Origin of the sequence: Snodgrassella sp. W8132 (genome assembly GCF_016100865.1) — a bacterium.
GTDB classification, from domain to species: Bacteria; Pseudomonadota; Gammaproteobacteria; order Burkholderiales; family Neisseriaceae; genus Snodgrassella; species Snodgrassella alvi.
The window spans coordinates 1,071,120-1,090,583 of the sequence record NZ_JACFRQ010000001.1; the positions used below are offsets into that span (position 1 = coordinate 1,071,120).

General features: G+C 42.5%; 11 protein-coding genes. 3 read left to right on the forward strand and 8 right to left on the reverse strand.

Annotated elements, in window-relative coordinates; genetic code table 11:
- Window positions 1–13: 13 nt before the first annotated feature.
- The 8 genes from H3U82_RS04835 to panC form a co-directional block, all read right to left on the reverse strand.
- On the reverse strand, window positions 14–3,709 hold the full coding sequence (locus H3U82_RS04835; RefSeq protein WP_198209481.1) for a nitrate reductase subunit alpha: 3,696 nt from the start codon (window positions 3,707–3,709) through the stop codon (window positions 14–16).
- A gap of 98 nt (window positions 3,710–3,807) precedes the next feature.
- Window positions 3,808–5,178: a NarK family nitrate/nitrite MFS transporter gene (locus tag H3U82_RS04840; RefSeq protein WP_198209483.1), complete on the reverse strand. Its 1,371-nt coding sequence runs from the start codon at window positions 5,176–5,178 to the stop codon at window positions 3,808–3,810.
- A 12-nt stretch (window positions 5,179–5,190) separates the two neighbouring features.
- Window positions 5,191–6,414: a nitrate/nitrite transporter gene (locus H3U82_RS04845; RefSeq protein ID WP_198209485.1), complete on the reverse strand. Its 1,224-nt coding sequence runs from the start codon at window positions 6,412–6,414 to the stop codon at window positions 5,191–5,193.
- Between the two features lie 189 nt (window positions 6,415–6,603).
- Entirely contained in the window at window positions 6,604–7,257 is a 654-nt protein-coding gene (locus tag H3U82_RS04850; RefSeq protein WP_084547296.1) for a response regulator transcription factor, read from the reverse strand.
- Window positions 7,258–7,273: 16 nt separating this feature from the next.
- Window positions 7,274–9,205 carry a histidine kinase gene (locus tag H3U82_RS04855; RefSeq protein WP_198209487.1) on the reverse strand — a complete coding sequence of 644 codons (1,932 nt, stop codon included), beginning with the start codon at window positions 9,203–9,205 and terminating at the stop codon, window positions 7,274–7,276.
- A 489-nt stretch (window positions 9,206–9,694) separates the two neighbouring features.
- Entirely contained in the window at window positions 9,695–10,072 is a 378-nt protein-coding gene (locus tag H3U82_RS04860) for a DUF805 domain-containing protein (protein ID WP_100125346.1), read from the reverse strand.
- A 762-nt stretch (window positions 10,073–10,834) separates the two neighbouring features.
- A complete protein-coding gene (locus tag H3U82_RS10855) occupies window positions 10,835–14,521 on the reverse strand; it encodes a DNA translocase FtsK (RefSeq protein WP_232336106.1) in 3,687 nt (1,228 codons plus the stop codon).
- A gap of 53 nt (window positions 14,522–14,574) precedes the next feature.
- On the reverse strand, window positions 14,575–15,414 hold the full coding sequence (panC, locus tag H3U82_RS04870; protein ID WP_037391876.1) for a pantoate--beta-alanine ligase: 840 nt from the start codon (window positions 15,412–15,414) through the stop codon (window positions 14,575–14,577).
- Window positions 15,415–15,657: 243 nt separating this feature from the next.
- On the opposite strand from panC, the gene H3U82_RS04875 reads away from it, so the two are divergent.
- From H3U82_RS04875 to H3U82_RS04885, 3 genes are all read left to right on the forward strand, one after another.
- Window positions 15,658–16,467, forward strand: coding sequence for a basic amino acid ABC transporter substrate-binding protein (locus H3U82_RS04875; protein ID WP_198209489.1), 810 nt, complete (start codon window positions 15,658–15,660; stop codon window positions 16,465–16,467).
- Between the two features lie 183 nt (window positions 16,468–16,650).
- On the forward strand, window positions 16,651–17,652 hold the full coding sequence (locus H3U82_RS04880) for a 2Fe-2S iron-sulfur cluster-binding protein (protein WP_084551604.1): 1,002 nt from the start codon (window positions 16,651–16,653) through the stop codon (window positions 17,650–17,652).
- 7 nt (window positions 17,653–17,659) lie between these two features.
- Entirely contained in the window at window positions 17,660–19,243 is a 1,584-nt protein-coding gene (locus tag H3U82_RS04885) for a phosphoethanolamine transferase (RefSeq protein WP_198209491.1), read from the forward strand.
- Window positions 19,244–19,464: the final 221 nt, after the last annotated feature.

Consider the following 19,464-nt stretch of genomic DNA (forward strand, 5'->3'; position numbering starts at 1 on the left):
GATTGTGTCCTTTTTATTCTGTCACCGGTGTTTTGGCCGGTTGATCCAGCCATTCCACTCTGTTCATTTTGCGTACTACGACAAGCTCATCTCGGTTGGTACCTACCGTACCGTAATAATTAAAGCCCCATGATAATTGAGCATAACCACCAATCATATGCGTTGGCTTCATAACTACTTTAGTGACTGAGTTATGAATACCTCCGCGTTTACCGGACAGCTCTGAACCGGGCACATTGACAATTTTTTCCTGTGCGTGATACATCAGAATCATGGTTTCAGGTACTCGCTGACTTACCACTACCCGTGCGGTCAGCGTACCATTCACATTGAATACTTCCACCCAGTCGTTATCTTCGAGACCGGCACGTTTAGCATCAATTTCAGAAACCCACACATGCGGACCACCGCGTGATAAGGTCAGCATGCGTAAATTATCTGAATATGTACTGTGAATACCCCATTTCTGATGTGGTGTGATGAAATTCAGTACGATTTCAGGGTTGCCGTTGCTTTGATGGCCTTTCACGTTCAGCGTGGTTTTCAGATCTACAGCCGGACGATAGGAAACCAGTCCCTCACCAAACAGCCGCATCCATTGATGATCCTGATAAAACTGCTGCCGGCCGGTTAAGGTGCGCCATGGAATCAGTTCGTGCACATTGGTATAACCAGCGTTATAGCTGACTTTTTCACTTTCCAGACCAGACCATGTGGGTGATGAAATAATCTTGCGCGGCTGTGCCTGCACATCGCGGAAACGGATAGCATCGTCTTCACGGGCAATGGCCAGATGAGTATGGTCGATACCTGTATTTTTTGATAAAGCTTCCCATGCCTTAACTGCCACATGGCCATTGGTCTCCGGAGCCAGTGTCAGAATCATTTCCGCAGCATCAATAGCTGTGTGCAGTTTCGGCTGGCCTGTGGCCACACCTTCGGAATGGGTATTGTTAAGTTTGCGCAGTAAATCTACTTCTGCACCAGTCTGCCAGCTAATACCTTTACCACCATTACCGATTTTTTCCAGCAACGGTCCTACAGATGTGAACTTGTCATAAATAGCACCATAATCACGTTCAACCACGGTCATTTTCGGCATGGTTTTGCCCGGTACCGGTTCACATTCACCCAGTTTCCAGTCTTTCGGGTCAAACGGCTGTGCCAGCTCTTCTGGACTGTCGTGCATCAATGGTGTTAATACCAGATCCTTACGTACTCCCAGATAATCTTTGGCAGTTTCGGAAAATGCTTTCGCCAGACCACGATAAATATCCCAGTCAGTTTTACTTTCCCAAAGCGGTTTTACTGCCTCGCTAAGCGGATGGATAAAAGGATGCATATCCGAAGTGTTCAGATCATCTTTTTCATACCAGGTGGCTGTAGGCAGCACAATATCTGCATACAGACAGGTAGTGGACATACGAAAATCCAGTACGGTAAGTAAATCCAGCTTACCCTCTGCTGCCGGACGGACTTGTACATCAATCGGTTTAATAGCATCAGTTTCATCACTCATCAGTGCATTTTGTGTGCCAAGCAGATACTTGAGAAAATACTCATGCCCCTTACCGGATGAACCAAGAATATTGGAACGCCAGACAAACAGATTACGCGGGAAATTCTGCGGATTATCCGGATCAGTACAAGCCATATCCAGTGCGCCCGATTTCATCTGCTCAACAGCAAATGCAATCGGATCTTTACCTTGTGCTTCTGCATCACGGGTCACATCAAGCGGATTACGTCCCAGTTGCGGAGCAGAAGGCAGCCAGCCCATTCGTTCAGCTTTAACGTTGAAATCCAGCTGACTCATATTAGCCATCTGACCGGCATGAGTAGGCGCAATGACTTCCGACATCTTGAGTTTTTCATGCCGCCACTGGCTGGTGTGTGCATAGAAGAAAGAAGTACCATTCATCTGGCGTGAAGGCCGGTTCCAGTCTGCAGCAAAAGCCAGAGGTGCCCAGCCGGTTTGCGGGCGTAATTTTTCCTGACCGACATAATGACACCAGCCGCCGCCGCTCTGACCGATACAGCCACACATCATCAGCATATTGATAATGCCACGATACGCCATGTCCATGTGATACCAGTGATTCAGACCGGCACCCACAATTACCATACTGCGACCATGTGTTTCATGTGCGTTTTGGGCAAATTCGCGTGCCACCTGAATCACCAGCTCTGGCTTCACGCCGGTATGTTTCTGCTGCCACAATGGTGTATAAGGCACATCAGCCAGATAATCATCGGTAACGCCATCACCACCAAAACCACGGTCAATACCATAATTAGCACACATCAAATCAAATACTGTTGTTACCAGTATTTTTTCGCCATCTGCATTAATTATCTGCTTAACCGGAATATTTTTAACAATTACTTCTGCTGCATCATCCCCGCCGAAGTAATCAAAAGACACACCCATGATGGCATCATGATTATCTTTGAGTGATATCAGCGCTTTGATTTCTGTACTGTCAGATTTTTGTGCCAGCAGATTCCATTTACCCTGCTCACCCCAGCGGAAGCCTATCGATCCTTTCGGTGCAACAATATCACCGGTATTTTCGTCGATAACCAGTGTTTTCCATTCAGGATGATTGCTTTCATCCAGTCCGCCTGCTATCTGGCTTGCACGCAGGAAGTAGCCCGGCAGCAGTTTGCCGTTTTCCTGATTAATCACCACCAGATTAGGCATATCTGTCAGACGACGACAATAATCAATAAAATATTCTGATGGATTCTGCAGATGAAATTCTTTCAGAATCACATGCCCCATTGCCATTGCCAGTGCAGCATCCGTGCCCTGTTTTGGTGCCATCCAGATATCACTGAATTTCACCATTTCACCATAATCAGATGAAACTGCTACTGTTTTTGTACCTTTATAACGCACTTCAGTATAGAAGTGCGCATCCGGAGTGCGTGTCATGGGTACATTAGAGCCCCATACCATCAGATAGTTGGCGTTGTACCAGTCGGCAGATTCTGCAACATCGGTTTGTTCACCCCATGTTTGCGGGCTGGAAGGCGGTAAATCGCAATACCAGTCGTAAAATGACAGCGGTACACCGCCAATCAGACTCAGATAACGCGAACCGGCAGCATAGCTCACCATCGACATTGCTGGAATCGGAGAAAAGCCAATTACACGATCCGGACCAAACTTTTTAATTGTGAATGCATTGGCAGCAGCAATAATTTCATAAGCTTCTTTCCAGTCCAGACGGACAAAACCGCCCTGACCACGCTCAGATTTGTATTTTTTTGCCAGTTCCGGATTCTGAGTAATACTCTGCCACGCCTCAATTGCATTCAGAGTCTGGCGTTTTTCACGCCACATACGCAGCAGAGAAGAGCGAATCATTGGATATTTCACCCGCTGAGCAGAGTAAACATACCAGCTATATGATGCACCGCGCGGACAGCCCCGTGGTTCATGATTGGGTAAATCGGCACGAGTACGCGGGTAATCTGTCTGTTGCATTTCCCATGTAATCAAACCGTTTTTAACAAAAACGCGCCAACTACAAGAACCGGTACAATTTACTCCGTGAGTTGAACGTACAATTTTGTCATGCTGCCAGCGCTGGCGGTAAGCATCTTCCCATTCTCTGCTCTCAGCCACCACTGCCCCATGTCCGGCAGAAAATGTTTCTTTGGTTTTACGTAAAAAATTCAGTCTGTCTAAAAAATGGCTCATGAATTTGTGCTCCATAGAGGCAAAAGCCTCAAACAGTTTCTTATTGATTTATATTTTTTCTGCACCATTATCTATGACAATGGTGCGATCACTTCAAATTAACAACTCGTAACTGATTGTTTGCGAATATAAAACCAGTAGTTAACTATCAGACAGCTTACATAGAAAACAATAAAGCCCCATAAAGCCACTGATGCGCTGCCTGTCGCCTCAATCGAAGAACCAAAACTTTTCGGAATCAGAAAACCACCATAAGCACCGATTGCGCCCATAAAGCCTAATACCGTAGCTGACTCTTTAGTGGCATGAGCTTCTGAGGTCTTAACATCGCCCTGATGCAGATGACGATGGAACTGAGAGAAAATCCGCGGCACCTGCGCGTAAGTTGAACCGTTACCAATACCGCTAAAGGCAAACAGCAACATAAAACTACAGAAAAAACCAACAAAACTGCCTTCATTGCCGCCAATAGGCTGAGATACCAGAACGCCAATAACCCCGACAATCATCATGGCATAGCTGATTTCAGTAAGTTTTGCCGCAGACATCTTGTCAGACAGCCAGCCACCCACAACACGCAGTACTGCACCTACAAACGGACCTAAAAAGGCAAACTTAACTGCATCCAGATGCGGAAAAGAATGGCTGATTAATAACGGGAAAGCAGCCGAAAAACCGATGAACGAACCAAACGTGCCCACATAAAGCCAGCATAAAATCCAGTTGTGCAACCGCTTGAAAATGACAAACTGTTCCTTTAGTGAGGAATGCATGCTGCCAATATCATTCATCCCAAACCATGCAGCCAGCGTACTGAGCACAATAAACGGTACCCAGATAAAACCAGCATTCTGCAACCAAACCTGTGCAGAACCCTGTGGCGTAGAAATTGTCTGAGACTCACCGCCCATTGCACCAAACAGGCAGCTAGTAATCGCCAGTGGCACAGCAATCTGTACTGCGGATACGCCCAGATTGCCCAAACCGGCATTAATCCCCATCGCCTGACCTTTTTCCGATTTCGGGAAAAACAGACTGATATTGGACATAGATGAACTGAAATTTGCTCCGCCAAAACCACATAAAAGCGCCAGAATGAACATCGTTGTATAAGAAGTATTCGGATTCTGTACAGCAAAGCCCAAACCCAGCGCAGGAATCAGCAAACTGGCTGTAGAAATTGTCGTCCATTTGCGGCCACCGAAAATCGGAATCACAAATGAATAGAAAATTCGTAAAGTTGCACCTGATAATGCCGGCAAGGCCGCCAGCCAGAACAGTTCATTGCTGCTGAACTTAAATCCAACCAGTGGCAGTTTTACCACCGTCACACTCCATACCTGCCAGATGGCAAACGCCAGCAACAATGCAGGAACGGAAATCCATAAATTTCTGCGTGCTATTGCACGACCACCTGACTGCCAGAATTGTTGATCTTCCGGCCGCCAATCTTTTAAAACTTTACCCATATCAAACTCACTTTATTGGTGCTTAGGGTTTTTCAGAGAAAAATGCATCCAGATTAAACTGATACATACCGTGCCAAACATCAGCATGAAGGAGGTAGAACGTACACCTGTCCAGTCTACTAACCGACCAAACATAATCGGCAACAGAAAACCGCCCAGTCCCCCGGCCAGACCCACTACACCAGAAACAGTACCCATATCATCCGGAAACTCATCAGAAATAAACTTGAATACCGAAGCTTTACCAATTGCCATAGCCACACCGACCACAAACAGCAGCACAGTAAATATCGTTGCATTTAAACCAATATGCATATCCAGATGACCATTCACTGTACGAATAGACATTTGTGTTTGCGGATAAGACAACAGAAAGAATGCAATTGCGCAAATCCACATTACAGCCCAGGTAACTTTATAGGCACCGTATTTATCAGACAGCCAGCCACCGAACGCACGCAGTACACCCCCCGGCAGAGAGAAGCATGCAGCCAGCAACCCGGCCTGTGCTAAGCCGAAGTTATATTCGTTAACATAGTAATTCACCATCCACAGCGAAATACCCACATAGCCACCAAACACTACCGAATACAGCTGACTGTATTTCAGCACTTGCGGATTTTTCATTAATAACAACTGAGCTTTCAGACTTGGCTGTTTAGCAGAAGCTGCTTTAGGCTCCGGATAACTGAAAAACCAGAACAGCACTGTAATAACCAGCAAAATTACGGCATATACGCGGGGTACAGCCTGCCAGCCATATGCTGCAATCAATGCAGGTGCCAGAAACTTATTTACGGCAGAACCAGCATTACCGGCTCCAAAAATACCCATTGCCAAACCTTGACGTTCCTTACGAAACCATTTGGCCACATAAGGAGTACCAACAGAAAATGAGCCGCCTACTAATCCCAGCCACAGCGCAATCCAGAGAAACTGACTGTATGTGTGTGCATATTCAAGCAGCCAGACTGCCGGAACACATGACAGCATCAGCAGAAAAAATACAATACGGCCGCCAAAACGGTCAGTCCAGATACCTAAAGGCACCCGGATAAGTGATCCGGACAGTACAGGCATCGCTACCAGCAAACCAAATTGAGCTTCACTAAGTTGTAATTGTTTTTTGATAGGTATTCCCAAAACAGCAAATATCATCCAGATCATAAAACAGACAATAAATGCAATCGTGCTGGAAGTAAGCACTGTTACCGATTTTCTAACACCAGAATCCATTCTGTACCCCCATTAATAATTCTCTTTAGTGTACGTAATCACCTTTTCATATCCAATTAGTCATCCGAAGCAAAATCATTAACCAGAAAGCACAACACCAAATAAGCAAAAAGGCCTATTGACAAACTCAATAGGCCTTTATCAAATTCTGATATTCAGTAATTATTACCCGATACTCAACTCACTTGTTTATTTATCCAAACCATGCTCAATAGCATAAACAGCAGCCTGCACCCTGCTGGCTACATTTAATTTGCGTAAAATATTCTGAACATGCACTTTTATAGTGCTTTCAGTTACATCCAGATTACGCGCAATCACCTTATTACTATTCCCACCTGCCAGCCAGCGCAAAATTTCCCGTTCGCGCGGTGTCAGTGGTTCAGTAATTTTCTCGTCAGCCTGCTCCTGCCTGCGCAACCTTGTTACCAGCTTACTTGTCATTTCAGGCGATAACACACTATCACCGCTAATCGCTTTTTCAATACTATCCAGCAAAAATTCTGTATCAATATTTTTTAACAGATATCCGCGGGCGCCCAGCCGCATACATTCGAGTAAATCACTACCGTCTTCAGATACTGTCAGCATCAGCACCACCTGCTGCGGATTATGATTTATCATCTGCGGTAGTGCTTCAAGTCCTCTCATTACAGGCATATCCAGATCCAGAAGTACAGCATCCGGCTGAAGCTGTTGCTGCATTTTTACCCCTTCAAGCCCGTCTGTGGCCTCACCCACCACCTCAAAACGCTCACAACTATCAATCAGTGCACGCAAACCACGCCGAAACAAAGTGTGATCATCAACAATCAGAATCCGGTACTTGTTTTCATTAAGCATTATTAAATTCCCAAAATTATTCCTGCGCATGAATATACTGACGCGGCACCATCAACTCTACACAGACCCCGTTATTTTCACGTGCAAATATTTTTAATTCTCCATTAATCTTGCCGGCTCGTTCTTTCATGATATGCACACCCACATGCCCGTGCAGCCCCTTCTGAATCAGCGTATCCTCGGCAAAACCTATTCCGTTATCTTCAATACAGAGATTCAGGCGATCAGCCAGATATACCAGCCTCACACGCACAGCATCGGCATGCGCATGTTTACGTACATTTGATAATGCTTCCTGCACAATGAACACTACCTGCAATTGTACATCCGACTCTACCTCATACACATCGCCTTCTACCGACCAATCCGCAACAATATCTGTTTGTTGTTCAAATCTTTTCATCACTTCCTGCAACGAACTGATTAGCCCTTCTGAAACCAGACGTACCCGGAAATTTGACAATAATTCGCGTACATCATCATAGCATTGCTGAATACCCTCATGAATAAAATCCAGAGTCTGTTTAGCCTGCTCTTGTTTCTGCTCTGCAAGAGATTTTTCCAGTACCTGTATCTGCATATTCATAAATGAAAGCGACTGCGCGATACTATCATGCAATCCTTGTGCCATCAGGTTACGCTCTTCCAGTATCGCCATCTGCTTATCCAGTTCATTCAGGCGCATACTCTCAATTGCTATCCCGAACTGGCTGCAAACAGTTGAAATCAGACGTTGATTTTCTTCACTCAGCGCAAACGGCTTCAGTGCAAACAAGTGCAGCATACCGATTTCATCATCTACTGATTTCACTGCAAAAGTCAGACAAAACGGCAGAACCTGCTGCATCTGACAGCAATGATTATTTTCCTCATGAATGACCAGCGATTGATTATTGTAATTAACCACAGACTGATGCAACCGCACACAGCGCCCGCCATCACAGCGATAATCACGGAACATATCTACCTGCTCCTCTGTCAGCCCGTCCGAACCGGCTACTTCAAGCATCTGTGAATGGCGATTTTTTAACTGCACCACACAGGCATCCGCACCACTGAATGCCTTCATTTTATGCATAAATATTTGTACCAGCACCGTCAGATCATGCTGTTCCTGAAACAATGAGGTCATAGCATATAATACCGCTAGCTCACGATTACGCTTAACCACTGCCTGCGTTTGCTCAGCGACCCGGTTTTCCAGCGTGTCATATACTTCATACAATTTGGCGGCCATCAGATTAAAACCCTGTGCTACCTGCCCGAACTCATTGGCCGTACCCACTTTCAGGCGTGTATCAAAATAACCCTTACCAATCTGACTGATGCCCTGATTCAGACGTAATAGCGGCGAAATGACCAAATGATGCAGTAACAGCAAAGACACAATCGCAGATAGTACAGCCATCATTAATACTAGCGCCTGTAGCCAGCGCAACAGCCTAATATTGTGCGTATTATCTTGCTCAATAAGCAAAACCAGCCGGTCAATTACCGCAGTGAATTCTCTGGCCTGAGCAAGGAAAGCTTCTCCGCTTAGTCTGCCCTGTAAATAAGCTTCACGGTCAGCAAGAAAATCCTGCAACTGCTCCTCAATTTCCTGAACTTGAGTTAATAACTGTTTATGGCGCTGGCCGTTCATAACCCCGGTATCATGCAATTCGTATAAATGACCAAGTATTTCCTTAAATTGACGCTTTTCATCCGCAAACTGCTGCTCTGCACCCGGTGTTTTCGTGACCAGTACCATATAAAACACCCGCTTGCGCAGACTGCCGGCTTCATTGATTGCCATTCCCAGCTCTTCCAGCCGCCATGAGGTATTCAGCGACAACCCTACCAGACTGGTAGCCAGAAACAGCCACACAGCAATCAGCACAACCAGGACTTTTGATAACTTCTGTCCGCGTAAAAACGACCGATCAAACTTTTGCCACAGATTTTTCATAACACCCCAATCAGAAAACTGGCAGCACTATAACGCAAAAGTCAAAATATATCTTTGATATTTATTTAAACTTTGATAAGAGTAAATTTATACATTGTTTAATTTTGGATTTTATTAAGTATTGCATCTCCGAATTTGATATTGAGCAAACAGACTGGTCTGCTTATGGAACCGCCATATTTTATTGTTCTGAAAGTATTAACATTATTGATATTGGCTGATAAAAGTATTCAGCAATGGAAAATATTTGATTCAGTGTTAATGAGCCAACGCAGAATATGAAGAATGAGTACTGTAGATATCCAGTATCAAAAAATTATTTAAATCAATAAATAATATATTTTTAGCAATAGCAATTAAGATATTTATCCAGCAGCTTAATTTCAAGTGAAATAAGCTGCTGGTAAAAAGAAAAAATAAAACTAAGCTATCAAACAGCCAATTTAAGTAATACTGAGCTATTACTACAAACCAAATTGCCAAAAAGCACTAGAATAACCTTTGCTCAAAACGGTTTGGCCTACCTGGCAACAACATCAGTATAATAAACCAAATTTGCCCGATGACCGGTATAAGAGTAATCAGAATCCACCATGCAGAACGGTTTGTATCATGCAGCCGTCTGAACTGAAGTGACAAAGTCGCTATCCACACAGCAAAGCAGACTACCAGAAAGACAAAATCAATCGTCCAGTCGCCCCATGTATAGATATCATTAATCGGATGTCCGAGCATTTTTTCAACTGCATACGTCAAAATTATTCCAAGAACATAGTTAATCACAATCGGCCACCAATAATCAGCACGATTAGAAGTCCCTGAAAAATTTAGAATGTTATGCCAGAACCGTTTGTAAGATTCAATCATAAATTCATCTCCAGATAATTAATATATTTACATTTATATAAATTTTAAAATTAGGATTTATATTTCAAACATTGCCAAATTATCTTAAGACTTATCTATAAACGATTCAAACAACTTAACTTTAAAAACAATTACTTACAATATTTATTTATTGATAAAAATTGATATATATTTTTTTTATAATTTATCAATTATGAGAATTTATATACTTTAATTAATATATTTGTATATTTATTTGCGTTTTTATACGTACAAATCAAAATTAATTATTTGTTTGACATTATTTAAGCATAGACCGCATTTCAGCGTAGCAGACAATTCTTAATAAATATGACATTTTATTAAAAAAAGCTGTAAAATGTATAAATTAAACAACATTATTACAATCAATTCATTTTTATCATACAAATAAATACAAAGAATTAACTCAAATACTTAATTTGTTTAATATTCAGACTGAAAAATTTAGTTTAAATCTTCTATTTATCGTTTTTTTTATAAATATCTATATATCAGTAATTGAAAAAATTCAATACTATAAATTGATATTAAACATACCGTACTACCGAATATTATTTTATTGAATTTTTCATCAGATGCTGAATACTGATATCAACTATTATGCAGCAATACTGTTTTTTTAAAATCATCACTTTAATAAAATACTAGTACATACTAAAAGGTACATTTCATATTGATATAAAAAAACGCATATACAAATATGCGTTTAAGAAATCTATTCAATAAACTTATTTGAAAAGACTATCCATCCAGATGGCTATTTTGCGGAGCCAGTACAGTGCGATTGCCATTACCTTCAGCAGCAGACACGATACCTTCTGCTTCCATCTGCTCAACCAAGCGCGCAGCACGGTTATAACCGATGCGCAACTGTCTTTGCACAGAAGAAATACTTGCCTTACGGGTTTTGATTACCAGCGCCACTGCTTCATCATACAGAGGATCAAGCTCATCATCACTACTGCGTGACGATGCATTGCTGAACATATCATCATCACTGACCCCAGCAGTTAAAATATCATCAATATATTGGGGCTCACCAAACTGTTTCAGATAATGTACTACCCGATGCACTTCTTCATCGGCGACAAAGGCCCCATGCACACGCTCCGGATAGGCGGTACCCGGTGGTAAAAACAGCATATCACCCTGTCCGAGCAAGTTTTCAGCACCCATCTGATCAAGAATGGTACGACTGTCTACTTTACTGGATACCTGAAAAGCAATACGGGTTGGAATATTGGCTTTTATCAGTCCGGTTATAACATCTACACTGGGACGCTGGGTAGCCAGTATCAAATGGATACCGGCAGCACGGGCTTTTTGCGCCAGACGCGCAATAAGTTCTTCAATTTTTTTGCCGGCTGTCATCATCAAATCGGCAAATTCATCAACAATCACAACAATAAAAGGCAATTTTTCCAGTGGTTCAGGATTATCCGGCGTAAGTGAGAACGGATTAAACAGTTTTTGATTGCGTGCACCCAGTTCAGCAATTTTCTGATTGAATCCGGCCAGATTACGCACACCTGCATGACTCATCAGCCGGTAGCGTTTTTCCATCTCGTTTACGCACCAGGTCAGCGCATTGGCAGCCAGCTTCATATCCGTAACCACAGGCGCCAGCAGATGAGGAATACCTTCATATATGCTCAATTCAAGCATTTTCGGATCAATCATAATCAGGCGTACATCTTCAGGTGTGGCTTTAAACAGCAAAGACAGTATCATGGCATTAACACCTACCGACTTACCAGAACCTGTTGTTCCGGCTACCAAAAGATGTGGTGCTTTAGCCAAATCTGTTACCACAGGCTGACCGGTAATACCCTGACCAAGAGCGAGCGTCAATTTAGAACGGGATTGCTGAAATACCGAAGCTGAAAAGATCTCACTAAGACGGATAATCTGTCGTTTGGGGTTAGGTAATTCCAGCCCCATACAGGTTTTGCCCGGAATCGTTTCGACTACCCGGATAGAAGCAAAGCCCAGACTGCGTGCTAAATCTTTTTCCAGATTAACTACCTGACTTCCGCGAACGCCCTGTGCCGGTTCAATTTCATAACGAGTAATGACCGGGCCGGCAAATGCATCGATTACACGAACTTTAACTTTAAATTCAGCCAGTTTTTCTTCGATGGTGATACCATTTTCCAGCAAGGTTTCTTCACTTTGTTGTGCCGCGGGATCATAATATGGTGGTAATAATAAATCCATCCCCGGCAGCATAGGTTTTAACTGTGGTTTATGCACCGGTGTGACGACCGCTGTCTTATGCAAAGCTTTTTGCAGTGCCATACCGATAGCAGTTTGCGATGGCTGAGCACTATAGTTTTTTTGTTCTGTGGGTAGTGACTGCCGGTTATTTCGGATAACTACTCCGGCGCTTTCGACAACCGGTACTGATTCAGTTTGTTGTTCATCTTTTTCAATGACTTCGACATGATTAACAACTTCCGAACTGCCTTGCGGTTGAGTTTCAACCTTTGGCAAAAATGCAGATATATCTGTATTAGCTTCTTCTTCGTTGTAATGTTCATGCAAAGGGAAATAATCTGGCGTTTCTGTCTGCTCTTCAATTTCAGCGAAAAACGGATCTTCTGTAGCCAATACCGGAGTTTCCACCACAGCAACCTCTCCATCACTATCATCAGATAGATAGGAAGCGTTTCCAATACTAAAATCAGAATTCTCATAATAAGAATTTTCTGAATTATTATTGACAGTTACTGCCTGCTTTACTGTTGGCATATCCTGAGAATAATGAAACTGACTTCTTCTCGGGCGCAGATTCTCAGTGAAATTTTCATTCTGCTGTACTGGCTGCCGATTAAAAGAATCGCTATAGTCAGCATTACTGCTGGTGTAATTTTCTGCTACAGGAGCATTTCCAGCCGCAACTGTAGTAATAGATGTTGGCGGCATGGAATGAAAAGGTGTAAATCTGGTTGACAGTGGTGCCTGTGCACTGCCGGCGGCATCTGTAAAACCTTTGTCTGCAGACATATCAGCTACTGGTGCTGTCATTTTTACTGTATGGCTTTTACCGATACGTGCAGCTGCCGGAATAACACTTTCTCTGACTACCGGTCGCTGAAATTTCTGTTTGTTCACCGGTGAATCGGTTTTGGCCAGATTCGCATATATTTCATCTTCAGCTATTACTGGTATGCTATAACCAGAATTAAACTGCTGGGCATTTTCGTGATGGCGCTGTCTTGCCAGTCGCTGACGCAGCAGATTCAAACGAATATCTTCTTCGTTAATAATTTGCACACCATTATGTTCTCTCCCGAGTCTATGCTCATGAACTGACTGCTCAGGAATAGTAGTTACAGAATGCGGCAGGTGCGAAGGAGCACCAACAGAATTACCCAGTTTGTGATGGGTAGCCTGTTGTAAATCATCCAAATCAAAATTTTTTAATGCCCGGGCTTTTAACAAAGCAGCCTGTTCGGCTTTAGTACGCGAACGAACTTTATTTAATATCGGATCATCGACAGTAATTTCTTTCGCATTGCGATTGCGCTGCTGATTCTGACTGTTTAAAGGTTTGTACTGCCATTTAAGCTGAATAACTTCAAGAGCAGGCGCCTGTTCACTAACCGTATCAGTAAGCGGATGAGTTGCCACTTTACGGGTAGCTTCTGCCAGAGTAATTACTTCCAGATTTTTATCCGGAGGGAACACCACAGCGGTTTCAGCATGCTCATCACTGGTAATCAGTATGTTTTGATCTGTCTGATCATCATTATCGATATCAGTCTCTTCGTCTGTATCCGGCAAAATATTTTCTTCGGCCACAGCTTCAGCATGAATATCATTACCATCGGCAGCATCTTCTTTTTCGGCAGTATCTTCTTTTAAAGATTTAAACAATTTAACCGGAAACAAAGGGTTATCCTTTATTACCGGCAATTCATTATCAGTTTCGACTGTGTCTTGTAAACTATCTTCATTTTCACTGACTGTTTTTTCCGTTTCACTTTTTACCGGTATAGGGGCGGATTCAATAACTGTAATCTGAGGAGTAACCGGTTCAGATTCCGATTTTTCATTCTGTTGTTCTGGCTGACAGCTCTCACCAGTACTATTAGCCGGTACAGCCGGGTGAATTTCTTCATGATTATTTACAGTATCTATTGCTTCAGATTCAGTCTTTTGCAGTTCTGATTCTGACGGTTGCTCTTGTTGCGCTGAACTCTGAACTGTCTGATTGCGCTGTACAAGCTTTTGCGCCAGATAAGAAATACGGCTTTTCAAAGAAGGTCTGGCAACCTTCAATACCGGAAACTGACCTGCCTGAAACCGGTTTTCATAGCGAGTCAGATAGGTCAATTCCAGTTGCCATTTGCGTTCCTGAATATTACGCCACCAGAATAAAGCGCCTATAGCAATAATTAACAGTATTAATACAATCCACCACATACGTGTTCACGCTGCCTTATGGTTAATATCTGGTTAACAGACTATTTTTATTATTAATGCGACAAATTGACTTCTATATTATCAATTAAACGGGTAGTTCCCAAGATTGCAGCAGCCAGAATAACCAGATTTTTATCGGATATCTGAGCTTTTGTCAGCGTTTGTGCCTGCCTGATTTCAATATAATCAACCTGCCATCCATTTTGTTGCAAATACGTTGCGGCACTATTTTCCAAAGCCGAAAAGTTAGTATTTCCCAGCTTAATTGCATCGGCAATATTTTGTAACTGTGCAAACAACTGTGCTGCCTGTACATGCTCCTGTGCCGAAAGATAACCATTACGGCTGGATAAAGCCAAACCGGTTTGTGCTCGTTCAATTTCTACCGGAATGATTTCTATATTCATATTCAGATCCTGAACCATGCCTTTTATCACAGCCAGTTGCTGATAGTCTTTTTTACCAAAACAGGCTACATCAGGTTGAACAATATTAAACAATTTAGTTACTATTGTCGCCACCCCGCGAAAATGACCCGGACGGCTGCGCCCGCATAACTCATTCTGGATTGCCGGCGGTTCAACAAAATAACTCTGCACACCATTTGGATAAAGCTCGCTTTCATCAGGTGCAAATACCACATCAGCACCAGCTGCTTTAAGTTTTTCTGCATCCTGCTCTAAAGTACGCGGATATTTATCAAAATCTTCTCCGGCACCAAACTGTATCCTGTTAACAAATATACTTACTACCACTGAATCTGCATAAGCTTTAGCTGTACGTACCAGTGACAAATGACCTTCATGCAGATTACCCATAGTCGGTACCAGGGCTACGCGTTTAGCCTGCCTGCGCCATGAACGCATTTCAGCAATGGTATGTATTATATGCATAAATTATCCTGTAAAACTAAAACACACATAATTTATATACTGTTAATAAATGTCTTGTATATGTGAGAGTGAAATTATAACACTGCAAACCTACATTACAGAGTATCTGTAAAGCTTGTGTCATCATTTAAATATGTTACTATCAAACCAGACATGGCAGTAAGGATGCATATTATCAAATGTAAATTTTTGTATAGAACATCTTCCTTAGCCAATTAACCCATCTGAACTTAAGGAGCATTTATGAAAATCAAACACTGGTTGGCCGCTGCGGCCATGTGCTCTGCACTGGTGCTAACAGCCTGTGGCGGAAGTAAAAATAATTCAGAATCTGCATCTGCACCTGCACCTGCACCTGCACAGTCTAGTGCCGATAAAACTTATATTGTGGGTACAAATGCCGAATTTGCCCCTTTCGAGTCACGTACCGCTAATGGTTCACTTACCGGTTTTGATATTGACTTGCTTACCGCAATGGCTAAAGCCGGTAATTTCAAAATACAGTTTAAAGACCAGCCCTGGGATGGTCTGTTTGCCAGTTTAAATAATGGCGATTTAGATATAGTAGCTTCCGGGGTAACCATTACTGATGAACGTAAACAAAGTATGACTTTCAGCGATCCGTACTTTGATATTTCTATGATGGTACTGACACCGAAAGCAAAAACCTTTCATTCTCTGGCAGAGTTAAATAATATGCAGCGGGTAGCTGTTGCAAGTGGTCAGACCGGTGATCTGGCCGTTCAGAAAATACTTGGTGCCCAAAGTACCAAAATTGCCCGTTTTGATAGTGTACCTTTAGCCATTAAAGAGCTGGAAAATGGTGGAGTTGAGGCCATGGTTTCAGATGGTGCTGTTATCAGTAATTATGTTAAAGCCAACGGTGCTGATAAATTTACTATTAATAAGGTACCGGAATTTGGTGTAGACCATTATGGATTCGTGGTACGCAAAGGTGATACAGCCACAGTAGAAAAACTGAATGATGCATTGAAAAAAATTCGTGCCAGTGGCGAGTACGACAAAATCTACGCCAAATACTTTTCTAATTAAATCTTTCCCTGCCTTTTCAGGCAGTATTCATGATAAGCCTGTTATTAACATAACAGGCTTTTTTCATTAAATAATAATGTAATCTGCGCTGCGGCATTTATTATCACTTTTTACCTCCTGATTTGGCTTTTATCTGGCAAGGTTCTAAAATAGCCGTTTTCTTTAAAATAATATAAAACAGATATGAGTTATCGGATAACTGTTTTACCGGCAAGTGAAACTTTTTACGCAAAACAAGGGGAATCACTGCTTAATGCGGCTATTGAAAACGGTATTATGCTGCCGCATGCCTGTAAAAGTGGCTGTTGTGGTGCCTGCAAGGCGCAACTGACCGAGGGCAAAACTACTGAAATCAATTCACAGGCGGCCTTGAACAGTAAAGACAGCAATCAGCAGGATATTTTATTATGCTGTCAGAGTGCTGAAAGTGATATAACACTTTATCTACCCAATTATCTGGGTAAAAATAATCAGCCGGTTCAAACACTGAATGCGAGGATTGATGATATTCGCTATTGTGCCAATGTAGCCATTGTTACCCTGAAACTGCCGCTAAAAAAACAGTTTAACTTTACAGCCGGACAATATGTCGATATTGTTCTTGCTGATAATTTACGCCGCAGTTACTCTATCGCCGGTTTTAATACTGATACTCGTCAGCTGGTTATTCATGTCCGCCGCCATACAGGTGGTGTTTTTTCTGAACAATTATTTGACGGACGGCTTCAGCAAAAAGATATTATTCACATTCACGGACCTTTAGGCAGCTTTCAACTGAGTAAACAGCAAAAACCATTAATTATGCTGGCATCTGGTACTGGTATTGCGCCAATTGAAGCTATGCTGAATACTCTGGCTGAACAACAATACCGGCAGGCTATCCATGTATACTGGGGAGTAGCCGCAGAAGAAAATTTGTACGATGCTACCTTATTGGACAAACTCTGCGCCAAATTGGTTCAGGCAAAGTGGACAGCGGTACTGTCCCGTCCGGAATCAGCCTGGAAAGGAGCTCGAGGGTATGTACAGGATATCGCTTTAAATGATTATCCTGACATGAGCAACCATGAAGTATATGCATGCGGACATCCGCAAATGATTGCCAGCGCACAATCCTTATTCTTCAAACAGGCTGCTCTGGCAGAAACAGCTTTCTTTGCCGATAATTTTACTCCTGCATCCTGAGTTATTTATGAAACTGACACCTCGTAAACATTATCTGCTGATGATTTTGTTATTACTTATTTACAGTCTGGTAATGATTTATGCGCTGGCTTATCCGCCGAATCCTAACCGGATTATTGAAACCTGGCTGCTTATGCTGCTTTTACAGCGTTTCTTCCCGAGCGTATGGCGCTGGCTGATGTGGTTAAGTGCTATTATTATTCTTTTATACCACCCTACTGCTACTCTGTACGGCCGGCCAAGTTTTGGTATTGTTGCTTCGTTATTAAGCACAACCGCCAGTGAAGCAAGTGAATATATATGTGCTATTCCATGGCACACCTACCTTGCTACTATTTTACTGGCTGTCGTTCCGCTGTTTATTGTACGTTTTAATCGTAAAGCCGCAGCACCTCGCTGGCGCTTTTACTGGAGTATTCCGCTGGTACTGATTCTAATAGTAATGACAGTACAGACAGCACGTAAGGGCTATACAACCGGTGGTTTTGCGTTGCGCGCACAACCAGTGGAATTTTTAGCAGATGCCTATCTGCAACCACGAGCCTATTTTGCTGCACTGGCAAAAATGAAGCAGGATTTAGCCAAACCTGACAACTGGCAAATCAGCAGCAGCCATCAGATTTATCGTAACTATGTACTAATTATCGGTGAAAGTGTACGTGCAGACTATATGCATCTGTATGGCTTTAAATATGCAGATACACCATTTCTGGATAAACATGCCAATATTGTTATGGATAATATGCTGTCTGCCGGCCCCAACACGCCTATTTCATTATTACACGGCTTAACGCTAAGCCATGGCAAACCTTTCAGCATTCAGAATAATGTTATTACTCTGGCTAAGAAAGCCGGTATGGATACTGTCTGGTTATCTAATCAGGGGGCTCTCGGACAATACGATACATCAATTTCCACTATTGCTCATCAGGCAAATCAGGTGACTTTTCTGAAAACAACCGGATACGATTTTGGTATACGCAGCTTTGATGATCAACTTATTGCACCGCTGCAAAAAGTTTTAAATCAGCCACTGCCTGCGAATCGGTCACGGCTGATTGTGCTGCATATCATGGGTTCTCATCCTAATCCGTGCGACCGTCTTCCACAACCAGCGCATCACTATGTCGATAATAACAACAGTAACTGCTATATTGACACTATCCGGCAGACAGACAATTTACTAAGTCAGATATATAGTGCATTACAGCACAGCGGTCAGCCATTCAGTATGTTGTATTTCAGCGATCACGGTTTAAGTCACGATAAAAACAGTTATGAAAAAAACAGCATCGTGCGTTCTGAAAGTATTCTTCGTCATAATGATCACTTCTATCAGAACTATCATGTTCCATTAGTGATTATCAGCAGTAATCAAACTGGACAATTACGTAACAAAGCACGGCGCAGCGGTTTAGAATTGCTGGATGGAGTTGCACAATGGCTGGGAATCAGCACCCCACAACTGCCGTATAGTAAACAATTTTTCAGTGAAACGGACAGTACTCAGCTAGAGGTTCTGGATCTCAATCAGCGGTTACAACCTGTAGATAAGCTGCAAAACGATCCTCTCCCTGCACAATTGCAGTGACAATTACATAAAAAAACAATCTCTCTGTTTTTTTACAAAGCAGAGAGATTAAATTTTTCAAATAATTTCAGATTAAAGCTTTACATTTGATATGAATCAAAACACTTCTGAACAAAAACATTATAATGAATTTACTTTGATTGGTTTCCTCTTGATGTGTGTGTTTAAGTGTGGCTCTTCGCCACACTTTTTTTTATCTTAATTTTGACATTCTTAACATA

Coding starts and splice junctions, on each gene's coding strand:
- H3U82_RS10855 (WP_232336106.1), bottom strand. CDS start 14,521: ATGTGGTGGATTGTATTAATACTGTTAATTATTGCTATAGGCGCTTTA.
- H3U82_RS04855 (WP_198209487.1), bottom strand. CDS start 9,205: ATGAAAAATCTGTGGCAAAAGTTTGATCGGTCGTTTTTACGCGGACAG.
- H3U82_RS04840 (WP_198209483.1), bottom strand. CDS start 5,178: ATGGGTAAAGTTTTAAAAGATTGGCGGCCGGAAGATCAACAATTCTGG.
- panC (WP_037391876.1), bottom strand. CDS start 15,414: ATGCATATAATACATACCATTGCTGAAATGCGTTCATGGCGCAGGCAG.
- H3U82_RS04835 (WP_198209481.1), bottom strand. CDS start 3,709: ATGAGCCATTTTTTAGACAGACTGAATTTTTTACGTAAAACCAAAGAA.
- H3U82_RS04860 (WP_100125346.1), bottom strand. CDS start 10,072: ATGATTGAATCTTACAAACGGTTCTGGCATAACATTCTAAATTTTTCA.
- H3U82_RS04885 (WP_198209491.1), top strand. CDS start 17,660: ATGAAACTGACACCTCGTAAACATTATCTGCTGATGATTTTGTTATTA.
- H3U82_RS04845 (WP_198209485.1), bottom strand. CDS start 6,414: ATGGATTCTGGTGTTAGAAAATCGGTAACAGTGCTTACTTCCAGCACG.
- H3U82_RS04850 (WP_084547296.1), bottom strand. CDS start 7,257: ATGCTTAATGAAAACAAGTACCGGATTCTGATTGTTGATGATCACACT.
- H3U82_RS04875 (WP_198209489.1), top strand. CDS start 15,658: ATGAAAATCAAACACTGGTTGGCCGCTGCGGCCATGTGCTCTGCACTG.
- H3U82_RS04880 (WP_084551604.1), top strand. CDS start 16,651: ATGAGTTATCGGATAACTGTTTTACCGGCAAGTGAAACTTTTTACGCA.